Origin of the sequence: Glaciecola petra, from assembly GCF_031846345.1 — a bacterium.
Classification (GTDB): Bacteria; Pseudomonadota; Gammaproteobacteria; order Enterobacterales; family Alteromonadaceae; genus Glaciecola; species Glaciecola petra.
Genome location: NZ_JAVRHX010000001.1, coordinates 969047 through 983379, shown reverse-complemented (window position 1 = coordinate 983379; position 14333 = coordinate 969047). Strand labels below are relative to the sequence as shown.

The 14333-nt window shown below is 38.2% G+C and carries 6 protein-coding genes; 1 reads left to right on the top strand and 5 read right to left on the bottom strand.

Annotated features, from left to right (window positions below; all coding sequences use genetic code 11):
• Positions 1–52: 52 nt before the first annotated feature.
• Positions 53–2419: a zinc-dependent metalloprotease gene (locus tag RM552_RS04365; RefSeq protein ID WP_432277193.1), complete on the bottom strand. Its 2367-nt coding sequence runs from the start codon at positions 2417–2419 to the stop codon at positions 53–55.
• Between the two features lie 213 nt (positions 2420–2632).
• Here RM552_RS04365 and RM552_RS04360 point away from each other — a divergent pair, with 213 nt between their 5' ends.
• Positions 2633–3043, top strand: a complete 411-nt coding sequence (locus RM552_RS04360; RefSeq protein WP_311367557.1) for a hypothetical protein — start codon at positions 2633–2635, stop codon at positions 3041–3043.
• On the opposite strand, the gene recD is transcribed toward RM552_RS04360, so the two are convergent.
• From recD to RM552_RS04340, 4 genes are all read right to left on the bottom strand, one after another.
• The gene (gene recD / locus RM552_RS04355; RefSeq protein ID WP_311367556.1) at positions 3035–4987 is read right to left on the bottom strand and encodes an exodeoxyribonuclease V subunit alpha; all 1953 of its coding nucleotides are present in this window, start codon (positions 4985–4987) and stop codon (positions 3035–3037) included. The two genes, RM552_RS04360 and recD, sit on opposite strands and share 9 nt — an antisense overlap.
• Positions 4987–8781 carry an exodeoxyribonuclease V subunit beta gene (gene recB / locus RM552_RS04350; RefSeq protein ID WP_311367555.1) on the bottom strand — a complete coding sequence of 1265 codons (3795 nt, stop codon included), beginning with the start codon at positions 8779–8781 and terminating at the stop codon, positions 4987–4989. Before recB ends, recD begins: the two co-directional genes overlap by 1 nt.
• Positions 8778–12197, bottom strand: coding sequence for an exodeoxyribonuclease V subunit gamma (gene recC, locus RM552_RS04345; protein WP_311368274.1), 3420 nt, complete (start codon positions 12195–12197; stop codon positions 8778–8780). The genes recB and recC overlap by 4 nt, the downstream gene beginning before the upstream one ends.
• Positions 12198–12617: 420 nt before the next feature.
• A complete protein-coding gene (locus tag RM552_RS04340) occupies positions 12618–14303 on the bottom strand; it encodes an AMP-binding protein (RefSeq protein WP_311367554.1) in 1686 nt (561 codons plus the stop codon).
• Positions 14304–14333: the final 30 nt, after the last annotated feature.

Sequence of the window (14333 nt, the reverse complement as noted above, 5' to 3'; positions counted from 1 at the left end):
ATAATAAGACAAGTAGCAGCCCAGAAAGGCTTACTACTTGTTTGATCATTGTCTAAATAGGAGAACCTGGAGGCAAAGGTTTTATGTTAATGTTGAGAGCCCAAATGCCTGTAGCCCAATATTGCTTGAGATGTTTAAGCATGACTTTATTGCGAGTACGTTTGCTATTTTTCTGCAACCATTTCTCAAAATCAATCAGTACTTCATACATGCTCATCTTAGCTTCTGCGCTCAACTCTTCATCACTCAACACATCAAAGAAAACCGACAAAGCGACTTTTTGAATACGTTGCTCTAATGGAGAGATAGAGTTTGTCTCAATCAACTCACTAAAAATATGATTGCTGACTTGTTTGACTGAAGGAATGTCACTATTCTGGCTATGTTGAAATGCTAAGCGATTTAGCCTTTCACTTTGCAATAAAATATTCAAGGTATACCCGGAGATAGACTCAGCTGCAGTTATCGGATCAAAGGCGGTATCCATTCTCGATGGCATACTCTCGCGTGTTCGAGTGCTACCATATGCTTTTGGCGGTATAAGCTTTAGTATGTCATTCGATAGCGTAAGAAATTCAGCACTTGCGCTAGAAACGAGAAGTTTAAGTGCCTGTTGCTGTATATCAGCGTCTACCGCTATAACGTTGGGAGCCTGTCCTATTCCTTTGACAGAATATTGGTAATGCAAGCCAGATACCTGTTTCACTAGCGCGTCTAATTGATAACGGTGTGAATAATATAAAGGAACTAGACGCCTTTCTAAGTCAGAATAATTACTATTTTTTGGTAAGCTATTTTCTCCAAACTTATTTAGCGCATGCGCTCTCACTTTTATAAAACGCTCAAATTCAGTCACAGGCTTTGAGCCGTTATCCCATAGGTGTCCGTCTGCAGACGCTCGTTTAGTAATGCGTGCATCAGGATCAGATTTGTATAAAAATCCTGCGGCTTGCGTTTGCTCAACCAATTCCATTAAAGCGTTTTGTTCATCTATAGAATCAGGGTAGTCCTGATAACCATATTTAACTACATACTTATCCCATTCACCTATGCCTAAGTCATAAGCCTCTGCCAGATTAATTTTACCCGCTTCTAGGCTGATATAGGGGTGCGGATAGTCCATAACACTGGCTCTGTTGTTTTCAGATGCGGCAAAATTATGTGCTATGCCAATGGTATGCCCAACTTCATGAGCAGATAATTGCCTAATGCGATTTAATGCTAATTGCATTTGTGCTTGGGTATCCTCAGTTTCACTATCAACAAATGGCGAAGTAAACGCATTCGCAATTAGGAAGTCTTGCCGAACACGTAAGCTACCTAGTGTCACATGTCCTTTTATTATCTCGCCCGTGCGGGGATCGATTACACTACTTCCATATGACCAACCTCGAGTAGCTCTGTGCACCCATTGAATAACGTTATAACGCACATCCATCGGGTCTGCGCCCTCAGGCAACACTTTCACCTGAAACGCATTCTTATAACCCGCTGCTTCGAAAGCTTGATCCCACCATAAGGCGCCTTCCTTCAAAGCACTCATTACAGGTTCAGGAATGCCAGGGTCGAGGTAATAAACGATAGGTTCTACCGCTTCACTTATTGCAGCATTTGGGTCTTGTTTAGCCAAGCGATGACGCGGAATAAATTTTTGTTCCATGGCTTCATCTATCGGCACAGAATAATCAATGTAACTATGTTTCCAAAAGCCTGAATAAGGGTGGAACGATCGCGGTCGATAATCGCTGTCCGGTAGTTGAATAAATGAGTGATGCAAATGCACAGTGACACTTTTAGCATCAGGTGAAACGTCTCTTATATATTGCCCTTTTGGCGAACCTGCAAAAGTGATTAGTGATTCTAACTCTGTATTTTTTTCAAACGTTTTGGTTTTTGCAAGGTAGACACCTGACCTTCCTTTATCAATGCTATATCCTCCTTGACCTGATCTTGAAAGTCTCTCACCGATACCATGAATATCAGTTTGCAAAAAATTAGTGTAGTCGATGTACAGCTTGTCTTCTTCTTCATGCGCTAATTCAAATCCAGCGATGACTGAGTCGGCAAAAGCTTCATCAACACTTTTGCGCTCCGCGATGTTATCACTTGTGGCTCGATATTTTGTATTCAATTGTTTAAGTAAAATTTTATTGCCAAAACGCTGAAACTTAACCAAACGTGTGTCTGCTAATTGGCCTCTATCAAGCCCAATATCATTTGACCCAATACCTTGAGGAAGACTACTTTTAAAAATAAACAATTGTTCGATTTGTGTGCTTTTTAATCGCAAAAACACTTTGTCTTGATTTTTATCATATACAATATCAAGCAAACCATTTTGCACCGATTTGTCTTGCAGAAAATCATCGTTACCTTGGTTGTTTGCAAAGGTCTGCGTGAAAGGTACAAAGACTAACATAAGAATGAATATGCGTAGGGGAGCTAGTTTTACCACTTGAGAACCTCTTATATCGATTTAGATTGATCTGCATCATGCATTAAGGACGTGAAAATCTGTAATATTTTTAATACTAAACTATATTACCAGTACCGTAAGATTTATTCACTCAGACTTTTTAATTAAAGTCGGTGTTGTTGTTACCTATACAAATCGTGGATATAAAAAATACTGATGCCAGAGCAAAACAGCAATAAAAACCCTAACAAAGTACTATTACATCGGCTTAAAAATACCAAGCAATTAACCTTAGTGGTAGACGGTAAAAATACGGTAGCCCTCGCTGAGAAACCTATCTTTGGACTTTCTGTGACCGTAAATGAAGCCCTTAAGAGCAAGCTTGGTTGCCTATTGATGCCAGGCTTTATTCTTGGATGGGTTAATTACCTTGATATCAAAAGTTTTGCATGTATTTCTAATGACAATATATATACTGAGGCAGCTCAGTTTATTCATGCGGAAAAAAATCAACTGCTCTTAAAAACACCTATTAAGCTGGTCGCTCTAGAAGAAGACATGAATCATAGTAAACATTTATTTACCTTCGACGATATTGGTAATGCACGAAACGACGAATTAGCTTAGTCGTCCTTCAATTCCACTAATTCTTTTTGATTTATGCTGTAAAGTTTCTATTAACACTTCTTTATTTGCTAAAATATCAACGCCCGTCCGCGCTCTGGTAACAGCTGTGTATAACAATTGCTGTGATAAGAATGCCTTATTGTATTCAGGGAGAATTACAGCAACACGGTTGAATTCTGATCCCTGCGTTTTATGTATGGTCATTGAGTATGTTGCTTCAAAATGCATTAAGTTATAAATGGAAATGCTTTTGAATGTACTATTTTCGCGTAAAAAATAAGCCGCCAAACCACTCTCTTTATTTTTCCAAATAATGCCTACATCTCCATTGAATAGTCCCAATTTGTAATCATTTTTCATGATCATGATCGGTTTACCATGATAAATTCGACTTACAGCATTTATATGAGCTTGATTTACTAACTCAGTTTCTATCATATTGTTTAGGTTATCGGTCCCGAAATAACCTTTCTTAAAAGGAGAAAGTAAAACAAAGTCTTGCAAGATAGCAAACGCTTCTTGAACATTTTCGGCTCTATAAATGCGCGCATAATATTGCTCTACAATACCTGAAATATAGTATTTAAGTGTAACTGGGAAGTTTTCTTTATTAACATTCATGTATTTTACAGAGGGCAATTTAAGCGCACTAGAAAACGCTTTTACATCCATCATAAGAATGCTATTTGCTAGCTGGCCGATGTCTTGATTATTCCGTCGAGATAGAGTGAGCCTATTTAAAAAACCAAGGCTATCTGTAATTGAACTGACTATTTTTTTACGATTAAAAGCATCTATTTTCGTCAAAATTGGCATAACTTCAGCTAACTTCTGCCATTTTCCTTCATCAAACTTGGCTAATGGATGATTCACTAAGTCGGCTAAAAGACTTCCACTCTCAATAGAAGGCAACTGATTTGCATCACCTACCAAAACAAGCGTAACGTCACTGCGAAGCGCTTGTATCAGTTTTACCAGCATGCTCACATCTAACATGGAAGATTCGTCAACTACCACCAATTTCGCTTGAATTTGATTGTGTTGGTCATATTTTGCTTGACCGGTAATTGGGTCTATTTTGAGTAAACGATGTATAGTTTTTGCCTCAATTTGCATGAGCTCTCTTGCAATGCCTTGCAGACCGTCTGTCATTTCTAATTGTATAAGCTCTTTTTGAAATGATTCAAAAACACGGTTTGCCGCTTTTCCGGTAGGTGCAAGTAATTCTATTTGTGCAGTTTTTAGTCCATCAATGATACTTTTTAACATAACTAATCTGGCTATAGTGTATGTTTTACCCGTACCAGCACCTCCAGTGATAATGGAGAATCGAGACAAACAAGCACTCAATGTAGCCAATTGCTGCATATCAATGTGATTATCTTTGACTGCTGTTTGAGGAAATAACGATCCTAACAAGCTTGAAGCTTGGTCAATCCATGTTGGACTGAGCATCTGAGCTTGTGTCTGTATGCACTTTTCCTTAACAAAAGCACATAATTGAGATTCGTAATACCAATACCTTTTTGTATAAATAAATGCATCGTTTATAACGATATACGCTTCATTCCTAAACGATTCTTGTATCGTTGACAAGGCCTCATTGAGCACAGTCTCATGAGGAAAATGATAACCATGCTTTGTTTGAGAATGGGGTTCTGATTGCGCTTGGCTATCTTCTTTCCAAAATCTTTTTTCACTTAGTGCGTTAATATGAATACAGATATGACCATCACGTTGATAAGCTGATACGGCTAAAAATATATGAAAAAGAAGACACACTTGCTCTTGTGAAAGTGGGTTTTGTGCATTATTGCAACGCCAATCATATAGTGCTTCTATAATGTTTTTTGCGAAAAAATAATCAATGGCTTCAATGGCATGAAGTGTTTGCATGCATATAATACTGTCATTATAGGGTAACGCAGGTGGTATGCCTTTCATTAGTGCGAATTTCCCCTAATGGTAGTTTGATTTGTTGAGTCTATGGTAGTGCTTGTTTGTTTAAAAAGTGTATCTAGTGCAAATATCGTTTTCTTATCAATATGATGCATAAAAACACCCGTAGGCTGATTCGCATCGGCACCTTGACTATGCATTCCCCGTAGATATAAATAACAGACGCCGCCAAAGTGCTCGCTAAAATTATAGTTCTGAATATTTGCGCGCAAATAACGATGTAAAGCAAGGGCATAAATTAAATATTGTAAATCATACATATGCAATGTGATGTCTAATAGTAACTTATGTTCAGTGTAGTCAGACTTGTCACTCCCTATGTAATTTGACTTATAGTCTGCAATAAAATACTTTCCGTCACGTTCAAATATCAAATCAATGAAACCGTGCATGGCTCCTTCTAGCATGGCCCCCTCTATAAAAAAGTCGTTTTGCTCCATCACTTGGTTAACACTCAGCTGAGGAAGTTGACGTTGAAAATGCCGAGACAAAGAATGTCGATGCTGATTTACAAGATCAATAAACGCAGTCAATGCTAGTTTATTAATTGGGTAATAAAACTCACTCTCTTTGAGTACTTCCCCCTCTAATAATGATGACAAACTAAAACTCTTATTATTAATTGTCTCGTTATAAAAAGAATATCCTAACACTTCATCAAGCCAGTTTTTTAATAGAAGGAAGTCTATATTTTCTTTGTTTACCCTATTAATCGCTAATCGACCAAATACTGTTTCATAGTCGGGATCTGAAAAATTAAGGTTTTCCAAAATATCATGTAAATAATTTCCGGCATCGGGACCCTTTGGAAACGTAAAAGCATAATGCGTGCTGGCTTTATCTTCACTTAAAGGTATTTCAAATGGCTCAATTTCGTCAACTATAGATGTAAGCTTGTTGTGTAAACTTCGCGACAATCCACTAAATGATGTTAACCGCCAATCACTGCAAATGGGAGAGCTTAAACTCAAGTTGGTAGGCATTATTGATGTTTCTTCAGTATAAGTGTCTACTAGTTTTGCCACATCATTGGTCATTTTAACCGCAAACAACGCCTCGCTACCGAGCAAACTTTGCTTAATTTGCTGACTTAATTTGATGCCCTTGTCTTCTTCAATATCATGCTCTACTCGTATATTGAGCGCGCGCATTAAAGCGCTATGATTAAACGATTTTGCACTTGTCATACCCATATAGCATCTAAAAATTGGTCTAGTTAGTGCTACATACAATAAGCGCATCTCTTCTGCCTGCACTTCTTGTTCTTTGTATCTAGCAGATTCAAATGTTTTTCCTATTTGATAATGAGTGTTTTGTACACCAAAGGCATCGTCTTCTTGGTCGGAACTTTGATGAAAACTCATTGCATAAGGGTGTTTGACAGACGTAACGTGATTGGCGAAAGGAATAAAGACAATGGGATATTCTAAGCCTTTTGATTTGTGTTGAGTAACAATTTTAATGAGTTTTTGATCGCTTTCCAAACGCAATTGCGAGGCTTGAGCAGCCGAGGGTTCAGAAATTTTACGATGTAGCCATTGCGTTATCTTGATAGGCGCCTTATTTTTTATTTCTGCCTGCGCCAACAGTTCTGCAAGGTGCATATAGTTAGTTAGGGAACGTTCGAGCTGTTGATGTTGAATATTCTGCGACTGTATACAGGTTTGTAATACCGCGAATATCCCTTTATTTTTCCATATCCCCCATAAGTCTAATACGCGTTTATAAATTGTTTCCCATTCTTCAGCATCATCGTTAATGAGCATCGCATTGATCGTTGCTACCGTAATATTTTCGCTAATTAAGCCCGTCGAAAATGCGCGTCTTATATTATCGTTTGTTGGCGTGTATAAGGCATTTAGTAACCAATATATTTGTAAAGCTTCTTGGCTCTCAAATAAAGGCGATTTTTCGCTAAGATAAACGGTTTTTATTTGATGCTCGTCAAATACCCGTTTGACCATTTTCGCTTGATTTCCATTTCTGACCAAAATCGCGATATGCTCAGGTAAAGTGTTTGATTCCATCTTGCCAGAAAGCTTTATTTTAGTCTGAGTCAATAATCGTTTTACTTCCTGGGCAGACCAATTCAAAATATCGTAGTGCTGCTGCGTTTTAGAAGCTTCTTTAAATACTTGTTTAGGACTTTCAGTGCGAACTAATGGCGCATTTGCGCAAACAAAAAGCATAGGCTGATGCATGCCGTCTGTATCTATCAAGGCCATTTCATCACTTGTAAATCCTGCTGAATTTACTGGCCTATATTCAATGTTGAAATTAAACAATTCAAATGAAGCCACTCGTTTATTACTTATATCTTTTCCATAAAATATTCGATTATATGCATCAATCAGATTAGCACTAGACCGATAATTGGTTGACATACTCCATCTATGATCGGCGTCATGCGCGGCATGCAAGTATGTAAAGATATCACCGCCACGAAACGAGTATACGGCCTGTTTAGGATCGCCAATCATCACTAACAATAAATGCGATAGGTCCGCGTTTTTTGTGTTGTAAATTTTTGAAAAGATTGAATATTGTTGTGCATCTGTATCTTGAAATTCATCGATTAAGGCGACCGGATAATCTGTACGTAAAATAGTTAATAACTCTGTATCTGCGGTTTCCATTGCCTTAGCAACCAAGCTGATTAAATCATCAAAACCCAATACTTTTTGTTCATCTTTGCTCGTTGCAAATTTGAAGTTAATCTTATGGAGCGTCTCCACAAGCACTTCATTTAACTCACAAGCCGCCAAACTTTCTTGCAATTTTTTCTTTTTTTTATACAACAAGCCTGCTTCATGAATATTGCTTTTAATTTTCTCGAAGGTAGCAAACAAAATATCATCAAGGTCTGCACTAAGTGCTCCTGTTTGTTGCATATTTTTTCGCCGAGAAGGTGTAAACAATCCGGTAAAGCACCTGGGTAATATAGCTTCATTTTTCAATGAGCCAAGCAGCCACTGTTGTATGATGGACGGAGATTCTATAAGCGTATCTTGTTGCAGCCAATTGCGTGTTAAATTAATCTCAACTTTTATTTTTGAAGGCTTACTTTTTACACCTTGTAAAAATAATTCGTCATATTCTTCTAGTAAGGCGAGCAATGCCTCACGGCTTTCCACTAAAGACTGCCAAACAGATTCAAACAAACGATGTTGAGACGCGATCAACTCCTCTTCATCAATGGCTTCCAATGTATACGGCTTGCCAATAAAACCGCCAAATTCTAATAAAAAATTTTCTGGATTGTGCCACCCTTTATTTTGCATCATCGAATAAGCATGCTTGTCTGCCCTAAGGGCATGCAAACATTCACGGGTACAAATACGAGTTAAATGCTGCAAATCATCTTGCAATTCAGATTGCTGAGTAATTGACATACTCGATCCAAATCGGCTAATGATTCGTTGGCAAAAGCTATGGATGGTAAAAATAGCCGCTAGATCAATTTCTAAATGAGCTATTTCAAGTCGTCGTTTAGCTTCACTACTTCCTACCTTTGCCATCATGGCTTTGCTAAAGTCACAAGGCTCCGTATCCCAATTTTGCAGCAACTCAACGATAAACTTGCTGATTCTTTCGCGAATTTCCTCGGTCGCCGCTTCAGTAAAAGTCATTACTAAAATATGCTTCACTGAGAGCGCTCGTTCAATTAGCAAGCGCACATAAATTCTAGTGATATTATAGGTTTTTCCTGTGCCAGCACTCGCTTCAATCAAGTGTTTACCCTGTAAAGGGATATTGATTGGGTCTAATTGATTCTTCATGGATTTGCTATCGCTTGTGCTACGAGTGTTAAATGTGGAGGAACGACAGCATCAAAAATTTCGCCCTGCTGCATATCATAAAAGCAATCGAAATAAGCTTGTAGACACTCAATATCTATTTCTGGCATTTGCTTAAACAGATGATCGAAATATGGATTGGGTAGATGTGAGCTCTTATTAGAATGATCATTGCCAGCTTGTGATGCCTCTTTCCACAAAAGCTTCAAAACAGGACTCGCTAAAGCGTCTTCTGGGGACTCAAAATCGAGTATTTGTTCTGCTAATCCATGATCTAATATTAGCGGCGAAGCATAAGCCTTTGCATAAACAAGCAAAATATTTGATAAACACTTGTGGGCATCTTTTTTGTCACTGAGGCGACATTCGTAATATTTTACAGCATATTTTTCGTTAGCCTTAGGCTTGTCTATTTTTTGCGTAAAATATACGCGCATCGATAAATTTTCATGGGCATATTTTTCTGTTTCGTCATGCATTAATAAAAGCAAATACTGTAACCATGAAATTAGCATGTGCTTTATCTTAGGTTTGCCATTAGTATATTTGACAGCCCTACTTCCTGCTCCTTTTATAAAATCGAAGTGGTAGCTCAATGAAAAACCATTTAAGTCTAATTGGCCACTGCAACTTTGTGTTTCACCTTCATGAAGAATACAATTGTGGCAACTGAAAACCTCTTCCGCATAGTCTATTAAACTTGAATCGATATCCAAATAGTAAGGTAATTCTCCCGATTGCCTTACTGCGGCGATTTGTTGATTAAAAGCGATATTTTCACGACGCTTTGCATTACTTAGATCTTCTTTATGCTTAGTATTGCGCCATAATTCACTGAAGCTTTTTTTAAGCATGTATTCGCTAAGGCCATTTAGTTGATAGTTCTCAGCAAAATCTCTTGCTTCAGGCTTAGAAAGATACAAATTTAAATGCCGGTTAACATAAAATGCTAAACTATTGTTTAAGCACTGATATAAATCTTGTAAATTAATGTCTTTAATTTGATCAGGTGCAATTTTTCCATCAATATACCCTGAGCGTTCGGCATGCTGCGTGATTGCTAGCTTTACCAAATGACTTGCCTGAGTTCTCCAACCCTCTTCATAGCAACCCAAATAAGCTCTATCCTCAGCAAAACTTTCAATACTGAAAGGATGAAGAGAATGTTTGACAATGGGTAAAGCCTCTTCTCCAAAGTACTCATGGCAATGCTCTATCAAAAGCGCTAAGACAGATGAAGCCTGCCTATCGCTGTTATCATTTATTTTTTTATATTGATAACTCAAGTGTAAATATTGTCGAGCTGAAACAATTGATTCAAGAAATAAATAGCGGTCGTCTCCACGACGGGAGCGGTCGCCTTTAATACTTGGGAAGTAATTCATTAAATTAAACTCAGCGGGTAAGTCCTGACGAGGAAACTCAGACTGATTTAAGCCCAAAATTGCTATTACTTTAAATGGTATGCTTCGCATCGGTAACATTGAACAGAAACTTACTTTCCCAGCGTAAAACTGGGACCTAGTTTCTGGAATACTCAAGAGTGCTTCTAAACTTTCAACAAATACAAATAGAGACACCGGTGTATCAAACTGACACGATTCGGTGTTTTCAATAATATCATTGAGTGTTTTTTGCAACAGCTTTACAGCAAAACTATCCTCTTGTTGAGGTGCAAAAAAGTTCTCTAACAATAAAGCCACATATTCTGACCATTGGCGCGGTGTTCTATTTTCAGATAATCCAGCCACGAGTAAATGGATTTGTTCAATCGCTTGCATAAATCTACCAAGCGTTTTAGTAGCTTGCCCTTCAACAAAGCCTAATGTGGCAACATCATCAACTAAAATATCAGTAGGGGCATTTATCCAACCTACAATTATTCGTTTAAGTCCCTTTTCCCAAGTATGTTGGTTATTTCGAAGCTTTACTTCCAATGCACTACTTACATGCTCATCATCAAGCCCCCAAATAATGCATGCCCGCTTGAGGTACGTGGCACAAAAATCCAAATCATGCTCTGCCAAACCGAACCTTGATGCAATCGACGGTAATGACACCAGGTCGACAATAGTACTTGCATCAAAACGACTGTTACCCATCTTTAAGATGCCCAAAACAGCCACAATTAGCATTTCTGATTCGATTGGCTTTCGATCGCTAATTGATACAGGGATATTTAGGCTCTGATTCTGTGATTGGGTGAATATAGCATTGATGTAAGGTGAGTATTTTTCGATACTGGGACACATCACAAGTACATCTCTTGGTTGCAAGCTTTTATCTGCATCGAAGCGAGCCAATAATGTATCCTTTAAGACTTGTAATTCTCTCACTTCGCTATGGCAAGCATGTACTGCTATAGATGGGTAATATGGGCTTTCTGTAATCTCTGATGATAATGGCGGCTGGGTAATTTCACCATCAAGAATTTGCCCTTGAATACACGATAATAATGTCCTACCATCGCGCCCACTAGTAGGCTCAATATCAAATGATGCAATTTCTTGATGCGTCATATCAACCAATAAATTATTCAGGTCTCTTCCTTGACCACCAAGATTTCGTAAAAGAGGATGCACTTGTTCTTCAAATAAGGATTTTTCAAAAGCATCATGTCGGTGTTTATATGCAAGTGCTCTATCTGACAAAGCGTCGCCCCAGTAATTAACACTGGGGTTTAATTGGAAAAAATGCACATGAGTATGTTTCGCAATAGCATCAAAAAATTTGAGATGTAGTGAAGACATCGAATTAAGCGCAAATACATAAATATCTTTTGGTAATGAAATATCTTCATGTAACAAACTGTTTATTGCCATACTTTGCAGATTAGCAGGATGAAATTTTTGTTCTTTTACTAACTCTCGCCAGATCCATGCCTGCCACAACTGCATTTTATTAGTGGATTCAGTCTCGGTTTGAAATAACTCATTTGCTTCCCATGCAAGTAACCAATCGGGTCGAAAAACCAAGTATTGCTCAAACACGTCAGCTAGTTGTTGCGCAAACCAAAACTGCCGTTTTTCCTTTGTATCCGGATCATCGCTTGCCCAATATTTTTTAATCGTTTTAAAATAGTGATTTTCAATCAATGTATTGTTGTTTAGCAACGCAAAAATACGCCATGATAATACTTCTCGTCTGTATGGACTTTGCTTAGGTACCTTTCCCTCTCCTAAAATTTGTCGACTGAGATCCCATATATATCGGCTTGGCAAAGGGCTGGAAACATTCATACTCACACCAAGTTGCTGCGCAAGCTTTAAACTAAGCCAGTGCTGCATACCGGGGTTTGGTACAAGGATGATACTAGGGTCTAATACTTTTTTGGGGCGTGATTTTAGTACTTCAGAAAGTAATAAAGACAAGTCTTCCAATTTATTAGACGGATACAAGAAAAACAAATAAAGGCCCCTGTCTTTCTATTTGTCGTAGCGACAAGTAAGAATGAAGAAGAATGATAATGAGTTAATATAACCAGCGGACGATAGAGAAACAAGTAGAAAGTTGAAAAGAAAAAACGTTGCATGTATTACTTACAATAATACATGCAACGAAACTGCTTTTGATGTTTTAGCTCATACAAATCAACTAAACTAAAACAACTTAGCACACACAACACTTATACTATAGCAATTGCCTTGCCAATATTAATTTCACTTACAATTCAATAGCTTAAAAAAACCGATGCCTTTCTTATACATTTTTTGAACTGCAATTGTGCAAGCTATTTAAGGTTTGCACTGTCTTGTCGCAAATCATTTGAAAAAGATATATTGTTACTTAAGCACTATGTTAGTTTTGACACCCATAAGTTAGTCACCCCAAACTACTTTGTCAGAATATTTACCTGTAATTGCGTCTTTAAACTTTTCTTCAATAACATGTCTTTTAACTTTAAGTGTTGGCGTAAGTAATTCGTTTTCCACTGACCATTCTTCTGTAAAAACGATGACACGGTCCATGCGTTGATGACTTTCCAGTTGAGCGTTAACCTCATTTAAAGTATTAGTCAGCGCTTCAGTGACAATGTCTTTTGCTTCTGTCCTAGCGTCTGCTGATAGCACTAATAAGGCAATAGGTTGTGGCAAACTAGTACCTGTAACACACACCTGTTCAACCATCGAGTTCTCCATAATTGAAGCTTCTATGGGTGCTGGAGCAACATACTTACCTTTTTCGGTTTTAAATATGTCTTTTAATCGTCCAGTGATAAATACAAAACCATCATCATCTATGACCCCTTTGTCACCTGTTCTTAAATAACCATCACTAGTGAAAACTTCGTCTGTTTTTTCTTGGTCTTTGTAGTAACCGACCATGTTACATGTCCCTTTTACTTGGATTTCACCGTCTTCCGCGATTCTCACTTCGACACCATCGTATGCTTTACCAATACTGCCAATTTTGTCAGCCCGAAATGGTATGGTTGACGTCCCATAAGCGCTGTTTTCAGTCATACCCCAACCTTCGGATATATCCACACCTATTTTACTGAACCATTCAATCGTTGCTGGTGGAATCGGCGCAGAGCCTGATGCCCACATTCTTGCTGATCCAAACCCTAGGCCGTCTCGAACTTTTTTAGCAACTTTTTTACCTACAAACGGGATACTCAACAAAAAACTCAGCTTTTTCTGAGGAATTTGTGATAAAACCCCCATTTGAAACTTAGTCCATAAGCGTGGCACCGAAATGAATAGAGTTGGCTGACAATCTTTTACATCTCTAGTAAACGATTCTAATGACTCCACAAAGTGTATTGACGTCCCCGCATAAAGACTGGCTAGCTCAATCAGTACTCTTTCAGTTATATGTGCTAACGGAAGATAGCTCATTACTCTGTCTTTAGCGCTAACCTCAAGTGCATTCAGCGAGTTTCGTGCGGCCCAATTTATCGTGTTGTATGTATGCACAACCCCTTTAGGTTGTCCAGTGCTGCCCGAAGTATAAATAATAGTCATAATATCGTTCATGTCGTGAACTGGACTTTCTTGCATGGGTTCTATATCAGTAAATGTTCCCCAATCGATGTCTGCACTTACATCGTCATAAGGGAAACCAACTTTAATTAAGTCGTCAGTTTCAATAGCGTTAATTGCAGCGGTGTTATCTAACTTTCCAACAAAAAGTAAAGGACACTCAGCATGTTCTAGCACATACGTGATGGTATCTTTGCCGGCAGTTGAGAAAATCGGCACCGACACATAACCGGCCATCATAATAGCCAAATCAGTGATCACCCATTCAGCCGTATTCTTACCTAAAATACCAATTCTCGTTCCTTTCGGGTAATCATAAGATTTGAGTTTGGCGGCAACGCGTCTTGCAGTTTCAGCAGTTTGCCCCCAAGTGAAAGTGCGTGTTTCACCTTTAACAGGCTGCGTCATATAATGCTGTTCGGTATTTTCTTTTTCCCATTTGTACAGCATTTCTAGGGGGGAAATTATTGTATTTTGTACACCAGCAACAGCAGCTTGATTCGTATTATCCAAAGGCATATATGATCCTAAACTTTTATTTATTTAACA

Coding starts and splice junctions, on each gene's coding strand:
- RM552_RS04365 (WP_432277193.1), bottom strand. CDS start 2,419: ATGTTAGTCTTTGTACCTTTCACGCAGACCTTTGCAAACAACCAAGGT.
- RM552_RS04360 (WP_311367557.1), top strand. CDS start 2,633: ATGCCAGAGCAAAACAGCAATAAAAACCCTAACAAAGTACTATTACAT.
- recD (WP_311367556.1), bottom strand. CDS start 4,987: ATGAAAGGCATACCACCTGCGTTACCCTATAATGACAGTATTATATGC.
- recB (WP_311367555.1), bottom strand. CDS start 8,781: ATGAAGAATCAATTAGACCCAATCAATATCCCTTTACAGGGTAAACAC.
- RM552_RS04340 (WP_311367554.1), bottom strand. CDS start 14,303: ATGCCTTTGGATAATACGAATCAAGCTGCTGTTGCTGGTGTACAAAAT.